16 protein-coding genes are annotated in these 16,948 nt (G+C 72.5%); 9 read left to right on the top strand and 7 right to left on the bottom strand.

The genetic code is table 11. The features are described 5' to 3' along the window. Positions 1-18: 18 nt before the first annotated feature. Positions 19-231, bottom strand: coding sequence for a DUF5302 domain-containing protein (locus ACWEPF_RS00280; protein WP_345290628.1), 213 nt, complete (start codon positions 229-231; stop codon positions 19-21). 298 nt (positions 232-529) lie between these two features. Between ACWEPF_RS00280 and ACWEPF_RS00285 the strand changes: the two genes are divergently transcribed. Next, positions 530-1,351 (top strand): integrase, encoded by an 822-nt coding sequence (locus ACWEPF_RS00285; protein WP_452170796.1) that lies wholly within the window; start codon positions 530-532, stop codon positions 1,349-1,351. Positions 1,352-1,441: 90 nt separating this feature from the next. Here ACWEPF_RS00285 and ACWEPF_RS00290 read toward each other — a convergent pair whose 3' ends face one another. Further along, a complete protein-coding gene (locus ACWEPF_RS00290) occupies positions 1,442-2,392 on the bottom strand; it encodes a pirin family protein (RefSeq protein ID WP_449796170.1) in 951 nt (316 codons plus the stop codon). Positions 2,393-2,516: 124 nt separating this feature from the next. Then, positions 2,517-3,038 (bottom strand): SseB family protein, encoded by a 522-nt coding sequence (locus tag ACWEPF_RS00295; RefSeq protein WP_380149505.1) that lies wholly within the window; start codon positions 3,036-3,038, stop codon positions 2,517-2,519. A gap of 159 nt (positions 3,039-3,197) precedes the next feature. On the opposite strand from ACWEPF_RS00295, the gene ACWEPF_RS00300 reads away from it, so the two are divergent. Continuing rightward, positions 3,198-5,027 (top strand): acyl-CoA dehydrogenase, encoded by a 1,830-nt coding sequence (locus ACWEPF_RS00300; protein ID WP_345290644.1) that lies wholly within the window; start codon positions 3,198-3,200, stop codon positions 5,025-5,027. A 97-nt stretch (positions 5,028-5,124) separates the two neighbouring features. On the opposite strand, the gene ACWEPF_RS00305 is transcribed toward ACWEPF_RS00300, so the two are convergent. The 3 genes from ACWEPF_RS00305 to ACWEPF_RS00315 are packed head-to-tail and all read right to left on the bottom strand — an operon-like array spanning position 5,125 to position 8,635. Further along, positions 5,125-6,378, bottom strand: coding sequence for an ABC transporter permease (locus ACWEPF_RS00305; protein ID WP_452170797.1), 1,254 nt, complete (start codon positions 6,376-6,378; stop codon positions 5,125-5,127). Next, positions 6,378-7,157, bottom strand: a complete 780-nt coding sequence (locus tag ACWEPF_RS00310; protein ID WP_452170798.1) for an ABC transporter ATP-binding protein — start codon at positions 7,155-7,157, stop codon at positions 6,378-6,380. The genes ACWEPF_RS00305 and ACWEPF_RS00310 overlap by 1 nt, the downstream gene beginning before the upstream one ends. Continuing rightward, positions 7,154-8,635, bottom strand: coding sequence for a peptidoglycan-binding protein (locus tag ACWEPF_RS00315; protein ID WP_452170799.1), 1,482 nt, complete (start codon positions 8,633-8,635; stop codon positions 7,154-7,156). The genes ACWEPF_RS00310 and ACWEPF_RS00315 overlap by 4 nt, the downstream gene beginning before the upstream one ends. Before the next feature lie 363 nt (positions 8,636-8,998). On the opposite strand from ACWEPF_RS00315, the gene ACWEPF_RS00320 reads away from it, so the two are divergent. After that, positions 8,999-10,300, top strand: a complete 1,302-nt coding sequence (locus ACWEPF_RS00320) for a M18 family aminopeptidase (protein ID WP_345290648.1) — start codon at positions 8,999-9,001, stop codon at positions 10,298-10,300. A gap of 82 nt (positions 10,301-10,382) precedes the next feature. Here ACWEPF_RS00320 and ACWEPF_RS00325 read toward each other — a convergent pair whose 3' ends face one another. Beyond that, positions 10,383-10,805: a DUF350 domain-containing protein gene (locus ACWEPF_RS00325; protein WP_345290649.1), complete on the bottom strand. Its 423-nt coding sequence runs from the start codon at positions 10,803-10,805 to the stop codon at positions 10,383-10,385. 106 nt (positions 10,806-10,911) lie between these two features. On the opposite strand from ACWEPF_RS00325, the gene ACWEPF_RS00330 reads away from it, so the two are divergent. The 6 genes from ACWEPF_RS00330 (at position 10,912) to ACWEPF_RS00355 (ending at position 16,947) form a co-directional block, all read left to right on the top strand. Continuing rightward, positions 10,912-11,217, top strand: coding sequence for a hypothetical protein (locus tag ACWEPF_RS00330; RefSeq protein WP_345290650.1), 306 nt, complete (start codon positions 10,912-10,914; stop codon positions 11,215-11,217). Positions 11,218-11,224: 7 nt separating this feature from the next. After that, complete coding sequence (locus ACWEPF_RS00335; protein ID WP_345290651.1) at positions 11,225-12,445, top strand: glutathionylspermidine synthase family protein; 1,221 nt, start codon at positions 11,225-11,227, stop codon at positions 12,443-12,445. 81 nt (positions 12,446-12,526) lie between these two features. Next, positions 12,527-13,330, top strand: a complete 804-nt coding sequence (locus ACWEPF_RS00340; protein WP_452170800.1) for a hypothetical protein — start codon at positions 12,527-12,529, stop codon at positions 13,328-13,330. Between the two features lie 32 nt (positions 13,331-13,362). Beyond that, positions 13,363-14,163, top strand: a complete 801-nt coding sequence (locus ACWEPF_RS00345) for a hypothetical protein (RefSeq protein WP_449796166.1) — start codon at positions 13,363-13,365, stop codon at positions 14,161-14,163. A gap of 95 nt (positions 14,164-14,258) precedes the next feature. Continuing rightward, entirely contained in the window at positions 14,259-15,080 is an 822-nt protein-coding gene (locus ACWEPF_RS00350; protein ID WP_345290654.1) for a hypothetical protein, read from the top strand. A 52-nt stretch (positions 15,081-15,132) separates the two neighbouring features. Beyond that, entirely contained in the window at positions 15,133-16,947 is a 1,815-nt protein-coding gene (locus ACWEPF_RS00355) for an NHL domain-containing thioredoxin family protein (RefSeq protein ID WP_452170801.1), read from the top strand. The last annotated feature ends 1 nt before the right edge of the window (position 16,948 follow it).

Raw genomic sequence — 16,948 nt, forward strand, 5'->3', positions numbered from 1 at the left:
GACGGCGCCGAGGGGCCGTCAGCCGCCGCTCTTGCGACGGAAGTTCCGCTTGCCGCCGGCCGCCGCGTGGGTGCCGTGGATCTTCGACTCCCCGCCCTGGCCGCCACCGTTGCCGCCCTTGGCGCCCTGCTTGCGGGCGAGCGCGGCGAGGAACTTCGCCTTCTGGTCGTCGGGCTCGGCGACGGGCTCCTCGCTCGCCGTCGGCTCGACGGGATCGGGGGTGGCGCTCATGTGTGACCTCCAGGAACCGGTACCGGTGTTACGGGGTCACCCTGCCACGCCCGGGGCCCTCCGGCTGGCCATTTCCCCGCCGGACCGGGCGGCGGTTCAGTGCGGCCGGTCCCGGTACTGCGGGCCGCCGATCAGGTAGAGCAGGGCGAGCGTCGGGAAGCCGATCGCGGCGATCAGCAGGACGAAGAACTGCAGCACCATCACGTGAGGCTCCTGAAAAGATGACAGAACAGGACATTCACGACGCTATCCCGTCGGCACCCTGTCCGCTCGCGCGCTCCGCCGCCACACTGTCGGGATGCAGGTAGAGCTCGCGGGCGAACCGCAGAAGCCGGGCAGGGAGAGCGAGGACTTCGCCGCCGCCAGCCCGGAGGCACTGGTACTGCTGGACGGGTCGAGCAGTCCGGAGGACTTCGAGTCCGGCTGCCGGCACGGCACCCCTTGGTACGTCCGGCGCCTCGGCGTCCACCTCCTGGCCAGACTCACCGACCGGGCCGACCGCTCGATCGCCGAGTGCCTGGCCGACGCCATCGTCGAGACGGCCGCGCTGCACGGCGGCCGCTGCGACCTGGCCCACCCCAACACCCCGGCCGCCATGGTGGTGGCGGCCCGGCTGCACGGCAGTTCGCTGGAGTACCTGGTGCTCGGCGACTCGATGCTGGTGCTGGACCTCAAGGACGGTCCGCCCCGGGTGATCGGGGACAACCAGCGCTTCCCCGCCGGTGAGCTGCTGCGGCGTCAGATCTGGTCCACCGTCCCGGGTTCGGCCGAACGGGCGGACCTCCACCTGCGCTACTCCCTCGCCGTCCGGGCGGCCCGCAACACCGGGCACGGCCCGTGGATCGCCGCCGCCTCCCCGCGCGCGGCCGGCCACGCCGAGACCGGCTTCGTCCGGCTGACCGCCCTGCGGGCCGTCGCCGCCCTCAGCGACGGGGCCTCCCGCTGGACGGAGCGCTTCGGCCTCGGCAGCTGGTCCGACGCCGTCCACCTGCTCGCCGAACAGGGCCCGGCCGAACTGATCGCCCAGGTCCGCGCCACCGAGCGGACCGACGCGCACTGCCGCCGCTGGCCCCGCGGCAAGGCCCACGACGACGCCTCCGCCCTCTACGCCCGGATCTGACGGAACGCCGACGGAACGCCGACGGAACGCCGACGGAACGCCGGAGGCCGGGCCCCCGCACGGGGACCCGGCCTCCGGCCCGACGGCGGGTCAGTCGGTCGGCTGCCCGAAGGCGCCCGACTGGAAGTCCCGCATGGCCTGCTCCAGCTCGCGGTGGCTGTTCATCACGAACGGCCCGTAGTGCGCGACCGGCTCCCGGATCGGCTGCCCGCCCAGGATGATCACGTCCAGGTTGGGGTGCCGGGAGTCCTGCTTGGCGTCGGCCGCGATGGTGAGGGTGTCGCCCTCGCCGAAGACCGCCGACTGGCCGGTGCGGATCGGCCGGCGCTCGGCGCCGATCGTCCCGTCGCCGTTGAGCACGTAGGCCAGCGCGTTGTAGTCCTGCCGCCAGGGCAGGGTGAGCTCCGCGCCGGGCGTCACGGTGGCGTGCAGCAGGGTGATCGGGGTGTGGGTGATGCCCGGGCCCTCGTGGCCGTCCAGCTGACCGGCGATCAGGCGGAGGACCGCGCCGCCGTCCGGCGTGGTGAGCAGCTTGACGTGGCCGCCGTGGATGTCCTGGTACCGGGGCTGGGTCATCTTGTCCGCGGCCGGCAGGTTCACCCAGAGCTGGATGCCGTGGAACAGGCCGCCGGTCAGCACCAGCGACTCCGGCGGGGTCTCGATGTGCAGGATGCCCGAGCCGGCCGTCATCCACTGGGTGTCGCCGCCGCCGAGGTGGCCGCCGCCGCCGTGCGAGTCCTTGTGGATGAACTCGCCGTCGATCAGGTAGGTGACGGTCTCGAAGCCGCGGTGCGGGTGCCACGGGGTGCCCTTGGGCTCTCCGGCGGCGTACTCCACCTCGCCCATCTGGTCCATCATGATGAACGGGTCGAGGTACTTGGTGTTGATCTTGGCGAAGGCCCGGCGGACCGGGAAGCCCTCGCCCTCGAAGCCCTCCGGGGCGGTGACCACCGCGAGCACCGGTCGAGGGGTGTTGGTCGCGGCGTCCGGGGTGGCGACGCGCGGAAGGGTCAGCGGGTTCTCGACGGTCACGGCGGGCATGTCGGCCTCCTTCTTCGGGGTTCTCTGGCCTACGTCGGCCAATGTAGTTCAATCCTCAACAACAATCAAGTTGAAAGTTGAACCATTGGGTCATGGGTCTCCCGTGAGGGATCCCCGAGGGGGCTCAGCCGTACATCCGCCGCATGGTGAAGTCGACCATCTGCTCCACGGCCTTGGCGTCGAACACCATCCGGTGCTCGCCCTCCATGTCGAGGGCGAAGCCGTAGCCGGTCGGCAGCAGGTCGAGGACCTCGGCGCCGGTGACGCTGAAGTGCTTGGAGTCCTTGCCGGCGTAGCGGCGCAGCTCCTTGAGCGAGCTGAACATCGGGATCACCGGGGTCGGCGTGTTGTGCAGCGCCAGGAAGCCGGGGCGGTCGCCGCGCGGGCAGTGGACCTTGGAGGTGATGAAGATCGCCTGGAAGTCCTCGACCGGCATGGCGCCCGTGGTGAAGGCCCGGACCGCGTCCGCGAGGGATGGCGGCGAGGGTTCCGGGTAGAGAGACTGCTGGGGAGCGGCCTGCGGAGGCTGTTCGCCGTACTGGCCGGGGCCCGGCATGCCGTTCATCCCCTGCTGCTGGGCGTGCTGCTGCTGCGCCTGCTGCTGGTAGGGGTCGCCCTGGTACCCGGTCTGCTCGTAGCCGTACACGGGGTCAAGGTTATCGGCGGACGTGACCCTCTTCATAGCCCCTTCGGCTCCAGGGGCTTGTGCATGTTACTTACGGGTAGCATCATGGTGCCTACTGGTGGGTAAGTGGGGCGCTCGAAGGTGGCGGACCCGCGGAAGCGACGAACCGGAGAAACGGTCATGGGTCACTACAAGTCCAACCTGCGCGACGTGGAGTTCAACCTCTTCGAGGTGTTCGGTCGTGACCAGGTCTACGGCACCGGTCCGTACGCCGACATGGACGTCGAGACCGCGAAGAACATCCTCAGCGAGATCTCCCGGCTGGCCGAGAACGACCTGGCCGCCTCCTTCGCCGACACCGACCGCAACCCGCCGGTCTTCGACCCGGAGACCAACACCGCTCCGATCCCGGAGACCTTCAAGAAGAGCTACCAGGCGTACATGGACGCCGAGTGGTGGCGTCTGGGCATCCCGGAGGCGATCGGCGGCCAGGTCACCCCGTCCTCGCTGATCTGGGCCTACGCCGAGCAGATCCTGGGCTCCAACCCCGCCATCTGGATGTACTCCTCCGGTCCGGCCTTCGCCGGCGTCGTCTACGACGAGGGCACCGAGGAGCAGCACAAGGTCGCCAAGCACATGGTCGACCGCCAGTGGGGCGCCACCATGGTGCTGACCGAGCCGGACGCCGGTTCGGACGTGGGCGCCGGCCGCACCAAGGCGATCAAGCAGGAGGACGGCTCCTGGCACATCGAGGGCGTCAAGCGCTTCATCACCTCGGGCGAGCACGACATGTCCGAGAACATCATCCACCTGGTGCTGGCCCGCCCCGAGGGCGGCAAGCCGGGCACCAAGGGCCTGGGCCTGTACATCGTCCCCAAGTTCGACTTCGACTGGGAGACCGGCGAGCTGGGCGAGCGCAACGGCGCCTACGCCACCAACGTCGAGCACAAGATGGGCCTCAAGGCCTCCAACACCTGCGAGATGACCTTCGGCGCCAAGCACCCCGCCAAGGGCTGGCTGGTCGGCGAGACCGTCGACGGCATCCGCCAGATGTTCAAGATCATCGAGTTCGCCCGGATGATGGTCGGCACGAAGGCCATCGCCACCCTCTCCACCGGCTACCTGAACGCGCTGGAGTACGCCAAGGAGCGCGTGCAGGGCGCCGACATCTCGCAGTTCCTGGACAAGACCGCGCCGCGCGTCACCATCACCCACCACCCGGACGTGCGCCGCTCGCTGCTGACCCAGAAGGCGTACGCCGAGGGCATGCGCGCCCTGGTGCTCTACACCGCCTCGGTCCAGGACGACGTGATGGCCGCCCGCCTGCGCGGCGAGCACGACGACGCCGCCGAGCGCCTGAACGACCTGCTGCTCCCGATCGTCAAGGGCTACGGCTCGGAGAAGTCCTACGAGCAGCTCGCCCAGTCCCTGCAGACCTTCGGCGGCTCCGGCTTCCTGCAGGAGTACCCGATCGAGCAGTACATCCGCGACGCCAAGATCGACACCCTGTACGAGGGCACCACCGCGATCCAGGGCCTGGACTTCTTCTTCCGGAAGATCGTCAAGGACGGCGGCCAGGCGCTCACCGTGGTCTCCGAGCAGATCAAGAAGTTCCTGGCCACCGGCGAGGGCGGCGAGGCCCTGGCGGCCGAGCGCGAGCTGCTCGGCAAGGCGGCCGGCGACCTGGAGGCGATCGTCGGCAAGCTGCTGGCCGACCTCTCCTCGGTCGAGCAGGACGTCAAGAACATGTACAAGGTGGGCCAGAACACCACCCGCCTGCTGATGGCCTCGGGCGACGTGGTGGTCGGCTGGCTGCTGCTCCGTCAGGCCTCCGTGGCGCTGGCCAAGCTGGAGGCCGGTGCCACCGCCAAGGACGTGCCGTTCTACCAGGGCAAGGTCGCGGCCGCGAAGTTCTTCGCCCGCAACGTCCTGCCGACGGTCACCCCGCAGCGCCTGATCGCCGAGGGCATCGACAACGAGCTCATGGAGCTGGCGGAGGAGGCCTTCTAGGCCCCGCCCGGAAGACTGCCTGACACACCCTCAGCACCCGGGGCCCGGTCCGACTGGACCGGGCCCCGCGGTGCGTTCCCGCGGATCGCGCCCGGGGTCAGCCGCCGCCGCGCAGCGCCTTCAGCGGGTCGGTGCGGGCCGCCCGCAGCGACGGGTAGAGGCCGGCCAGCAGGCCCGTCAGCGAGCCGATCAGCGGAGCGGGCAGGGTGGTGGCCGGGTGCATCACCGCCGTCCAGTCCCGGGCGGCCGCCACCACCAGCACCGTCAGCACGCCGAGGCTGGTGCCGACCAGGCCGCCGAGGGTGCCCAGCACGGTCGACTCGGTGAGGAACTGCCCCGCGATGTGCCTGGTCCTGGCACCGAGCGCGCGGCGCAGGCCGATCTCCTCGGTGCGCTCCAGCACGGCCACCAGGGTGGTGTTGGCGATGCCCACCGCGCCGACCAGCAGGCAGATCGCGGCCAGCGCAAGGAAGAGCCCGGTCAGGTCCGAGGTGACCCGGTCGCGCAGACCGTGCGGATCGGGCGGCGGGGTGACGGCGAAGGAGCCGGGGGAGTCCGGGCGCAGGGCGGTCGCGACCTGCTCGGCCACCACCGCGGCCGCGCCGGTGCGGGTGGCGATCAGCCCCTGGGCGCTGCGGTCGGGCTCGGTGCCGGGGTTGCCGTAGCGCTCCAGCGCCGTGCTCGCCGGGACGATCACCCCGAGCAGGGTGGCGGGCAGCCGCTGGACGTCCGAGTAGATCCCGATCACCGTGTACGGCAGCCCGTCCAGGAAGACGGCCGGCCGCACGTCCAGCCGGCTCACCCCGAGCCGCTTGGCGGCGGCCTGACTGAGCATCACCACCGGCTGCGCCGTCCGCTGCGCGAAGGCGTCCACGGTCACGCCGCCCACCAGCGTGGGGGCCATCGCGGCGACCGCGCCCGGGGTGGCCGCGAAGACGGTGAGGCCGGTGCCGGCGCCCTGCGCCTCGGTGGGGCGGGCCGAGAGCACCGGGTTGGCGGGGAGCGGCCACCAGACGCCGGCCGCGGTGACGCCGTCGATCCCGGCGAGACGGGCGTCCGCGTCCTCGGGGAAGCTCGGTGGCGGGTTGGTGCCGGGGCGGACGCCGTCGGTCCGCGGGCGGTCGGCGACGTTCACGGTGGTGGCCTTGGTCAGGTCGAACTGCTCGCCGATCCGTCCGGAGGCGGTCGCGGTGAGGCCCAGCACCGCCACGAAGGCGCCGATGCCGAGCACCGTCCCCAGCACGGTGAGGACCGACCGGCCGGGGCGCTGGAGGATGCCGGCCAGGGCCTCGGCGCACAGGTCCCGCGGGCCGAGCCGGGAGCCGGGCTCCGGCAGCGGGTGACGAGCCATCAGCGGACCACCTCCGAGGTCTCGGAGAGCACGCCGTCCCGGATCGCCACCTGCCGGCCGGCCCGGGCCGCCACCGCCGGGTCGTGGGTGATGACCACCAGGGTGTAGCCCTGGCCGTGCAGCCCGTCGAACTGCGCGAGCACCGCCTCGGCGTTGGCGGAGTCCAGGTTCCCGGTCGGTTCGTCGCACAGCAGCAGGCTCGGCCGGTTCACCAGGGCCCGGGCGATGGCGACCCGCTGGCGCTCGCCGCCCGACATGGTGGTCGGCAGCGCGCCCAGCCGGTGACCCAGCCCGACCAGCCGCAGCGCCTCCCGGGCCGCCCCGGCCCGCTGCGCCCGGGGCACCCGGTTGTAGACCTGGGCCAGCACCACGTTCTCCTCGGCGGTGCGGTGCGGCAGCAGGTGGAAGGACTGGAAGACGAAGCCGATCCGGCGCCCGCGCAGCGTGGACCGGTCGCGGTCGCGCAGCGCGCCGGTGTCGATGCCGTCGAGCTCGTACCGCCCCTCGGTGGGGGTGTCGAGCAGGCCGAGCAGGTGCAGCAGGGTGGACTTCCCCGAGCCGGACGGCCCGGTGACGGAGACGTACTCGCCCTGGCGGACCGTCAGGTCGGCGGGCCGCAGCGCGACCACGGGCGGCTGCCCGGCGAAGCTGCGGCCGACGCCGGCCAGCCGGATGACGGGAGGCCCGTCCGCGGGCGCGCCGGTGGTCCGGGCGGGCGGACCGGCGGCCGGGGTGGGCGTACCGGCGGCCGGGGCGGCCGCCCCGGTGGCCGGGCTCATGATCCGACCACCACCTGGTCGCCGGGCTTCAGGGCACCCTCGATGTCGGGGACCACGCCGACCAGGCCGTCGGCGCTGACGCCGGTGGTGACCGGCACGTCGGCCCGCAGACCGCCGGCCCTCAGGGTGCTGACGGCGGTCCGTCCGGCCGCGTCGGTGAAGACCGCCGCCACCGGGACGGCGGTGACCGGCCGGCCGGCGGTGTCCTTGAGGATGGTGATCCGGACGTTCCTGCCGCTCAGCGCGCCCGGCAGCGGGCTGTCGGGGGTCACGGTGACCGGGATGTACGAGGGGCCGGCCGGGGCTCCGCCGCCCTGGGCCGGCGCGGGGGCGGCGCCACCGGCGTTCTGACCGGCGGCGGCCCCGCCGAGCGCGATCACCTTGCCGGCCGGCGGGGTGGTGGTCGGCGCGCCCAGCTCGGCGACCTTGCCGGTGAGCTTGGCGCCGGTCTCCTCGTCCAGGACCTCGACCGCCATGCCGGCCTTGACCGCGGCCGCCTGGGCCGGGGGCAGCTGGCCCGTGACGGTCAGTCCGCCGCTGGTGAGCGAGAGCAGGGCTCCCGAGACCGGGGCCCCGACCGAGCCGTTCACGGCCGTGACGGTGGCCGGCAGGGCGGGCAGGAAGATCACGTGGGCGGCCGGCACCATCGGGCCGTTCACCGCCACGGCCCGGGCCAGCGCCGCCTGGTCGGCCGTCACCTGCTTCCTGGCGGCGGCGATCTGCTGGTCGAGGCCGGCGCCGACGGCCGGCTGCTCGGACGGCGTCCCGGCCGGCCGGCCGGAGTTCCGCTGCGCGACCAGGGCGTCCACCGTCTGCCGGCCGGTGTCCACCGCCTTCTGCGCGGCGTCCACCGCCTGCTGGGTGGCGGGGCCGGTGACCGGGACCGGATACCCGAGGCGGCGGTAGAACCCCGTGACCGCCGTCTTCGTGCCGGGGCCGAAGGACCCCTTCTCGTCCGAACCGGTCGAGTGCCCCAACTCGCCCAGGGCCTCCTGTAGTTCGACCACGTCCGGACCGCTGGCCCCGGGCTTCAGGTCGCGGTACGCGGGCACGGCGCCCCTCAGGACGTACACCGGCTGGCCGGACACCTCGGCGAGCAGCCGGCCGCTGGTCACCGTGTCGCCGGCCCTGGCGCCCGCCTTGGACAGGAAGAGCTGGGTGACCTCGGTCGACGCGGCGGTCGGCACCACGTCGTACCGCGTGGGCGGGTACACCGAGGCCCGCGCCGTCACCGAGGGGTTGAGCACCCGGCTGACGGCCGGGACGGTGAGCAGGGTGCGGGGCGGCGGGGCCGTCCGGGCCGCGCGCTCCGCCGGGGACTTCACCAGGGTGGTGGCCGCCAGCCCGCCGGTGGACAGCACGGCCGAGACCACCGCGACCACCAGCACCACCCGCTGCCGCCGGGCCGCCGCGGACCGTCCGGGCGGGTGGCCCTCCGGCGGCCCGCCGGCGTCCGGCCACGGGCTCTTCCTGCGCATCACGGACACCCTCGTCCCCCCAGGCGGCCCGCGGTCGAGTGGGCGGGCCGTTCCGGGGGAATTGTTGTGGATGCTCAGTCAGTTGGGGCCGGAACCGGCACAATCGGAGGTCAGGGGCGGAGACGGTGCACCGCCCCGCGCGGGCGGAGGGCCCCCTGGGGCCGGGAGGAGAACGGACCGGGGCACGGCTTCGAGGGCCGGAACGACGGATTCCGGGGAGCGGACTGGGGGAAAGGCAACGAGCGCTTCACCGTTGTGTCACCGTTGTTGAGTTCACAGCGTCATGTCCGTGTACGGGCATATGCTCGGGTGCGAAGACCGGTCCCCCATCGGGCTTCAGCCCTCCCTCGACCCAGGAGCAGCATGTCGACCGCCGTCCGCCCGGCCTCCTTCGACCGAACGCACACCGACGACCTGATCGCCTTCCTCAGCGCATCGCCGTCGCCGTTCCACGCGGTGGCCAGCGCGGCCGAGCGGCTCGAGAAGGCTGGCTTCCGCCGGGTGGCCGAGACCGATGCCTGGGACGCCGCGGCCGGCGGCCGGTACGTGGTCCGGGGCGGCGCGCTGATCGCCTGGTACGTGCCGGAGGGCGCCGGCCCCGAGACCCCGTTCCGGGTGGTGGGCACCCACACCGACTCGCCGAACCTGCGGGTCAAGCCGGTGCCGGACACCGGCTCGGCCGGCTGGCGGCAGGTCGCGGTGGAGATCTACGGCGGCGTCCCGCTGAACACCTGGCTGGACCGCGACCTCGGCCTCTCCGGCCGACTCGCCCTGCGCGACGGCAGCGTGACGCTGGTTCAGCTGGACGAGCCGCTGCTGCGCGTGCCGCAGCTCGCCATCCACCTGGACCGCCAGGTGAACGACGGCATGAAGCTCGACAAGCAGCGCCACCTCACGCCGATCTGGGGCCTGGGCAAGGTCACCGAGGGCTCCCTGATCGAGTACGTCGCCGAGCGGGCCGGCCTGGCCGCCTCCGACGTGATCGGCTGGGACTTGATGACCCACGACGTCCAGCCGCCCGCGTACCTGGGCAAGGACCGCGAGCTGCTCGCCGCTCCGCGGCTGGACAACCTGCTCTCGGTGCACGCCGGCACCGCCGCGCTGGCCGCGGTGGCCACGGCCGGCGGCGAGCCCGGCTGCATCCCGGTGCTGGCCGCCTTCGACCACGAGGAGACCGGCAGCGAGTCCGACACCGGCGCCCAGGGCCCGCTGCTGGGGAACGTGCTGGAGCGCAGTGTCTACGCGCGGGGAGGGACTCCGGAGGACCGCGCCCGCGCGCTGGCCGGGACCATCTGCCTCTCCTCCGACATGGGCCACGCCGTCCACCCGAACTACACCGAGCGCCACGAGCCCGGCCACCAGCCGCTGCCCAACGGCGGCCCGATCCTCAAGGTCAACGTCAACAACCGGTACGCCACCGACGCGCTCGGCCGCGCCGTCTTCACCGCCGCCTGCGAGAAGGCCGGCGTGCCGTGGCAGACCTTCGTCTCCAACAACTCGATGCCCTGCGGCACCACCATCGGCCCGATCACCGCGGCCCGCCTCGGCATCACCACGGTGGACTGCGGCATCGCCGCGCTCTCCATGCACTCCGCCCGCGAGCTCTGCGGCGCCGAGGACCCGTACCTGCTGGCCGCCGCCCTCAAGGCCTTCCTGGAGGGCTGACGCCGCGGCGCCGACGGAACGACAGGACCCCCTGGAGCAGAGGCTCCAGGGGGTCCCGTGCGCGATGCGACGTCAGGCGGTGTCAGGCGATCGAGGCGGCGATGATCGCGGCCACCGCGAGGTTCATGCTGGCGGTCACCCAGACCGCCGGGTGCGGCTCCGGGTCGACCAGGATGGCGCCCAGCTTGCCCGGCGTCAGCACGTCCAGCAGCCAGAAGGCCACCGCCATCAGCACCAGGCCGAGCACGCCGAAGGCCGCGGTGGTGGCCAGGCCCTTGCCGAAGTCGTCGTAGGTGTACATGATCGCGGTGAAGACGATCCCGCCGATCCCGAGCAGTGCGGAGCTGAGCACCAGGGCGGCGTTGCGGTTGCGGTCCACCCAGATCTGGTGGCTCAGCTTCCCGGGGGTCAGCAGGTCCACCAGGCCGACGCCGAGCAGCAGCAGGACCACGCCCACCGCCCCGAAGACGGCGGCGGCGCCGAGGCCGTTGACGATGTCGTTCACTGGGTGGCCCCCCGGAGTGGAAAGAGTCGGAATCCCTGGCTCAAGGATCGGCAAAAGATATCCCATCGGGTTCCCTTTGGGACCCTTCCCAGTAGCATCTCCCGCCATGACCTCCACTCCCGTTCCCGACCGCCGCAGATCGGGCTTCGTCGCGCTGGGCATGGTCGGCACGCTGGCCCTCGCACTGACGAGCTGCTCCTCGAACAGCAGCGCCCCGCGCCGCTGCGTCGACCCCGGCAGCCTCAAGGTGCTGGACAACCACTCCTGCACCGACAGCAAGACCTCGGCCGGCCGCTGGTACTACTGCGGCTCCGGCTCGCTCAGCGCCACCGGCGGCACCTTCGTCAAGGCCGACACCAAGCGCGGCGGCTTCGGCTGCCCGTCCGGCTCCTCCGGCTCCGGCGGGGGCTGACCTCCTGATGCGCCGTCACACCATCACTCCGCGCCCCGACTGGCAGCCCACCGTCGAGTCCCAGGGCCTGATCTACGCCGTCTGCCAGGACCCCTGCAACCAGGGCGGCCCGCACGCCTACTGGGACGAGAGCGCCTACTACGAGTTCTCGCTGCCCGAGGTGGAGGCACTGGAGGAGGTGGTCGAGGAGCTGCACGAGCTCTGCCTGGAGGCCGCCGACCACGTGGTGCGGACGGAGCGGTACGCCGACTACGGCCTGACCGACCCCCGGGTGACGGCGATGATCGCCGAGTCCTGGCGGCGCCGCGACGAGCAGCCCTCCGTCTACGGCCGGTTCGACCTGGCCTACGACGGCACCGGCCCGGCCAAGCTGTTCGAGTACAACGCGGACACCCCGACCTCGCTGATCGAGGCGGCCGGTCCGCAGTGGTTCTGGATGGAGCAGCTCTTCCCCGGCGCCGACCAGTGGAACTCGCTGCACGAGCGACTGGTCGCCTCCTGGGAGCGGCAGAAGCACCTGCTGCCGCCCGGCCCCGTGCACTTCGCCCACTCCCGCGGCGACACCGAGGGCGAGGACTGGATGACCACCCTCTACCTCCAGGAGACCGCGGAGCAGGCCGGCCTGGAGACCATCGGCATCGCCGTCGAGGACATCGGCCTGGACGGCCTGACCGGCCGCTTCGTCGACCTGGAGCAGCGCTACATCCGCTCGCTCTTCAAGCTCTACCCCTGGGAGTGGCTCACCGAGGAGGAGTTCACCCCCGCCCTGCTCTCCGGCGTCGACCTGGGCGGATCCACCGGCAACACCCTGTGGATCGAACCGCCGTGGAAGATGCTGCTCTCCAACAAGGCGCTGCTCGCGGTCCTCTGGGAGCTCAACCCCGGCCACCCCAACCTGCTCCCCGCCTACCTGGACGGCCCCCGCGAACTCGCCGCCACCGGCTACGCGATGAAGCCGCTGCTCGGCCGGGAGGGCGCGGGCGTGCGGATCGTCGAACCCGACGGCCACGAGACCAGGCTGGCCGAGTGGGCCGGCGACCCGGACCGCTACGGCAAGGAGGGCTTCTGCTACCAGCAGCTCTGCCCCCTCCCCGACTTCGACGGCAACCGCCCGGTCCTCGGCACCTGGGTCGTCGACGGCGAGGCCGCCGGCCTCGGCATCCGCGAGACCGACGACTCCCCCATCACCCACCAGGGCGCCCGCTTCCTCCCCCACCTGATCCGCTGACGCGTCGTCGGCCCCCCCGGTGTCGGCGTCCGTCCGTGCCCGGTGTAGGAAAGGGGCCGACACACGAGGGGGATCACGACCATGAGGAAGACGCTGCGCGGACGGGCAGCCGCGCTGCTCGGTGCCGCTCTGCTGGCCACGGCCGTCCCGGCCCTGACCACGACCCCGGCCGCCGCGGCCGGCCCGGTGTACCTGGAGGCCGGCAAGCGGCTGGGCCCGGGGGAGAGCCTGGCCGACGGTGAGTCCCGTCTGGTGATGCAGGGGGACGGGAACCTGGTGCTGTACCTGGTCGGTTCCTCCGGGCAGAACGCCGTCCCGCTGTGGGCGAGCGGGACGTACAACAACTGGGGTGCGTACGCCGTCATGCAGACGGACGGCAATTTCGTGATCTACCGTCAGAACGGCAGCGGCCCGGGCGACGCGCTCTGGTCCAGCGGCACCTGGAACAGCCCGGGGGCACGCCTCCAACTGCTGGACGGGACGGTCTACGTCACCAGCGCCGCCATCGGCCACCGGAGCTGGCAGAGCGGTACCAGCCGCTACGGCATGCCCGACAACGTGACCGGCCTCGGCCCCGGCTCCCGCACCGACTCGAAGTCCGTCTGGCTGGTGATGCAGTCGGACGGGAACCTGGTGCTCTACCGCAAGCGGGACGGCCAGGCGCTGTGGGCCACCGGTACCTGGAACCACCCGGGCGCCACGGCGGGCCTGGCCTACGGCACCGGCGAGTTCCTGGTCAGCGACCCCCGGCAGGGCCGGATCTGGTCCAACGGCGTCGACGTCCGGACCCAGGCCAGGGCCAAGCTCCAGGACGACGGCAACTTCGTGGTCTACGACGCCGCGGGCCGGGCCCTCTGGTCCACCCGGACCTGGGGCAACTGGTAGACCGTCAGACCGACAGCGGGGAGTCCGAGGAAATGCGCAAGACCATGCTCAGAAGGGCCGCCGCCCTGATCGGCGCGGCCGTGTTCGCCGCCGCGGTGCCCGCGCTGTCGGCCACCCCGGCCGCGGCCGCGGACTCCGCCTACCTGCGGGCCGGCCAGCGGCTGGACCCCGGCGCGAGCATCAGCAGCGGGGAGTCCCGTCTGGTGATGCAGGGGGACGGGAACCTGGTGCTGTACCTGGTCGGTTCGTACGGCCAGAACGCCGTCCCGCTGTGGGCGAGCGGGACGTACAACAACTGGGGTGCGTACGCCGTCATGCAGGCGGACGGCAATTTCGTGATCTACCGTCAGAACGGCAGCGGCCCGGGCGACGCGCTCTGGTCCAGCGGCACCTGGGGATCGCAGGGCGCGTACGTCCAGCTGCTGGACGGCTCGTTCTACGTCAACGGGTCGCCCCGGCGGTGGGAGAGCGGGACCGGCCACCGGGCCGTGTTCGACCGCATGGGCGGGCTCGCCTCCGGCCAGTACGTGGCCTCCAACTCGGTCTGGCTGGTGATGCAGCTGGACGGGAACCTGGTGCTCTACCGCAAGCGGGACGGCGCGGGCCTCTGGTCCACCGGCACGTGGAGGTACCCGGGCGCGGTGACGACGGTCAGCTACAACACCGGCGAGCTCTCGGTGTGGCGCATGCAGGGACCGGCGGGGACGCTCTGGTCCAACCACGTCACCGACCCGAGCGGCGCGACCCCCAAGGTCCAGGACGACGGCAACTTCGTGCTGTACAACGGCCAGGGCCGGCCCATCTGGGCCAGCGGCACCTACGGCAACTGGTGATCACCCCCGCCTGACGGCCCGTCGGGGCCGCAGTGTAGAAATCGTGGGTCCACGGAGGTTCCGTGGGCCCACGATCTCCTTGGGGGCTCCGCACGATGCGGACGAACACTCTCGGCCGCGCCGCGGCCGCCCTGCTCAGCGCTGTCCTCCTGGCCGTCGCGGCCCCGGCCGTGACCGCCTCGGCGGCCGAGGCCGAGTTCGCCACCCTCGGGTCCGGCGAGCGGCTGGAGCCGGGCGAGGCCCTGGTCAGCGGCGAGGCCGCGCTGGTGATGCAGGAGGACGGCAACCTGGTGCTCCGGCTGGTCAACGACCAGGGCGACCTCGGCCCGGCGGTCTGGGCCAGCGGTACCTACGGCAACCGGTCCGCGTACGCTGTCATGCAGGAGGACGGCAACTTCGTGGTCTACCGCCAGAACGGCGCCGGCGCGCTCTGGAGCACCCGCAGCTGGGGCCACCCGGGGGCCACCCTGACCATGCTCGGCGGCTGGCTGCGGGTCGGCGACAACTCCACCTACTGGAACCCCGGGACGGGTCTCGGCGCGGCGGTCCAGGGCAACGGCACGCCCCGGGAGGGCGTCGTCAACCAGAGCCGGGTCCTGGAGCCCGGGCAGTGGGTCCGGTCGAACTCGGTCTGGCTGCTCAACCAGCAGGACGGCAACGTGGTGCTCTACCGCAAGCGGGACGGCGCCGCGCTCTGGTCCACCGGGACCTGGAACCGGCCGGGCCAGGGCCTCACGGTGAACAACATCCACGGCAACCTGTACCTGCGGGACATGAAGACCCACAACATCAGCTGGACCCTGCCGACCAGGAACCAGCCCAACGCCTACGCCAAGGTCCAGGACGACGGCAACTTCGTCCTCTACTCCCAGACCGGCCAGCCGCTCTGGTCCACCGGCACCTGGGGCAACTGGTAGCCACCGCCCGCACGAGGAATGCGGCCGTGCCCCCATGCGGTTGGATGGGGGCATGGCTACTCGTGCTCGTGTCCGCGCCCCCGAACTCGTGGGGAAGGGCGGTTGGCTGAACACCGGCGGCAAGGACCTGTCGCTGGCTGACTTCCGCGGCAAGATCCTGGTCCTGGACTTCTGGACCTTCTGCTGCATCAACTGCCTCCACGTCCTGGACGAACTCCGGGAGTTGGAGGAGAAGCACCGCGACACCCTGGTGATCGTCGGCGTGCACTCGCCCAAGTTCGTCCACGAGGCCGAGCACCAGGCCGTGGTGGACGCGGTGGCCCGGTACGAGGTGCACCACCCGGTGCTGGACGACCCGGAGCTGGTCACCTGGAAGCAGTACGCCGTCCGGGCCTGGCCGACGCTGGTGGTGATCGACCCGGAGGGGTACGTGGTCGCCCAGCACGCCGGTGAGGGGCACGCGCACGCGATCGCCAAGCTGGTCGAGGAGTTGGAGCAGGAGCACGCCGCCAAGGGCACCCTGCGCCGCGGCGACGGCCCGTACGTCGCGCCGGAGCCGGTCGCCGGGGACCTCAAGTTCCCGGGCAAGGCGGTCCTGCTGCCGAACGGGCACTACCTGGTCGCCGACTCGGGCCACCACTCGCTGGTCGAGCTGGCCGAGGACGGCGAGACGGTGGTGCGCCGGATCGGCGACGGCGAGCGCGGCTTCACCGACGGCACCGCGCCCCGGTTCAGCGAGCCCTCGGGCCTGGCGCTGGCCCCGGAGGGCCTCGGCTACGACGTGGTGGTGGCCGACACGGTCAACCACGCGCTGCGCGGGGTGAGTCTGGCCGACGGCTCCGTGACCACGCTGGCCGGCACCGGCAAGCAGTGGTGGCAGGGCTCGCCCACCTCGGGCCCCGGCCTCGAGGTCGACCTCTCCTCGCCCTGGGACGTGGCCTTCTTCGACGGCCGGGTCTGGATCGCGATGGCCGGCGTGCACCAGCTCTGGGCCTACGACCCGGCGTCCGGCGAGGTCGCGGTGGCGGCGGGCACCACCAACGAGGGCCTGGTGGACGGCCCGGTGGCCGAGGCCTGGTTCGCCCAGCCCTCCGGTCTGGCGGTCTCCGCGGACGGCGAGAAGCTCTGGGTCGCCGACTCCGAGACCTCGGCGGTCCGTTGGGTTTCACGTGAAACCCAGACCGTGCACACGGCCGTCGGCACCGGCCTGTTCGACTTCGGCCACCGCGACGGCGAGGCCGGCCAGGCCCTGCTCCAGCACCCGCTCGGGGTGACCGTCCTCCCGGACGGCTCGGTGGCGATCGCCGACACCTACAACCACGCACTGCGCCGCTTCGACCCCTCCACGGGCGAGGTCACCACCCTCGCCACCGACCTGCGCGAGCCCTCCGGCGCGGTGCTGGTCGGCGACGACATCGTGGTGGTCGAGTCGGCCCGGCACCGGCTCACCCGGCTCCGGCTCCCCGAGGAGGCCGTCCGGGTCGAGGCGGTGGCCCACCGCACCCAGCGCGCCGCCACCGAGGTGGCCCCGGGCCCGCTCCGGCTGGACGTGGTCTTCCAGGCCCCCACCGGCCAGAAGCTGGACGAGCGCTACGGCCCGTCCACCCGGCTGCTGGTCTCCTCCACCCCGCCCGAGCTGCTGCTCTCCGGTGCCGGCGCGGAGAGCGACCTCACCCGCGAGCTGGTGCTCAACGGCGCGCTCACCGAGGGCGTGCTGCACGTCTCCGCGATGGCCGCCTCCTGCGACGACGACCCGGAGATCGAGTACCCGGCCTGCCACGTGCACCAGCAGGACTGGGGCGTCCCGGTGAAGCTGGTCGCGGGCGGGGCCGACCGCCTGCCGCTGGTGCTGGCGGGCATGGAGTAGG

The sequence above is a fragment of the Kitasatospora sp. NPDC004289 genome, assembly GCF_053602875.1.

Excerpts from the sequence above, each read along its gene's own strand:
- ACWEPF_RS00280 (WP_345290628.1), bottom strand. The coding sequence starts at position 231 with ATGAGCGCCACCCCCGATCCCGTCGAGCCGACGGCGAGCGAGGAGCCC.
- ACWEPF_RS00285 (WP_452170796.1), top strand. The coding sequence starts at position 530 with ATGCAGGTAGAGCTCGCGGGCGAACCGCAGAAGCCGGGCAGGGAGAGC.
- ACWEPF_RS00290 (WP_449796170.1), bottom strand. The coding sequence starts at position 2,392 with ATGCCCGCCGTGACCGTCGAGAACCCGCTGACCCTTCCGCGCGTCGCC.
- ACWEPF_RS00300 (WP_345290644.1), top strand. The coding sequence starts at position 3,198 with ATGGGTCACTACAAGTCCAACCTGCGCGACGTGGAGTTCAACCTCTTC.
- ACWEPF_RS00305 (WP_452170797.1), bottom strand. The coding sequence starts at position 6,378 with ATGGCTCGTCACCCGCTGCCGGAGCCCGGCTCCCGGCTCGGCCCGCGG.
- ACWEPF_RS00310 (WP_452170798.1), bottom strand. The coding sequence starts at position 7,157 with ATGAGCCCGGCCACCGGGGCGGCCGCCCCGGCCGCCGGTACGCCCACC.
- ACWEPF_RS00315 (WP_452170799.1), bottom strand. The coding sequence starts at position 8,635 with ATGCGCAGGAAGAGCCCGTGGCCGGACGCCGGCGGGCCGCCGGAGGGC.
- ACWEPF_RS00320 (WP_345290648.1), top strand. The coding sequence starts at position 8,999 with ATGTCGACCGCCGTCCGCCCGGCCTCCTTCGACCGAACGCACACCGAC.
- ACWEPF_RS00330 (WP_345290650.1), top strand. The coding sequence starts at position 10,912 with ATGACCTCCACTCCCGTTCCCGACCGCCGCAGATCGGGCTTCGTCGCG.
- ACWEPF_RS00335 (WP_345290651.1), top strand. The coding sequence starts at position 11,225 with ATGCGCCGTCACACCATCACTCCGCGCCCCGACTGGCAGCCCACCGTC.
- ACWEPF_RS00340 (WP_452170800.1), top strand. The coding sequence starts at position 12,527 with ATGAGGAAGACGCTGCGCGGACGGGCAGCCGCGCTGCTCGGTGCCGCT.
- ACWEPF_RS00345 (WP_449796166.1), top strand. The coding sequence starts at position 13,363 with ATGCGCAAGACCATGCTCAGAAGGGCCGCCGCCCTGATCGGCGCGGCC.
- ACWEPF_RS00350 (WP_345290654.1), top strand. The coding sequence starts at position 14,259 with ATGCGGACGAACACTCTCGGCCGCGCCGCGGCCGCCCTGCTCAGCGCT.
- ACWEPF_RS00355 (WP_452170801.1), top strand. The coding sequence starts at position 15,133 with ATGGCTACTCGTGCTCGTGTCCGCGCCCCCGAACTCGTGGGGAAGGGC.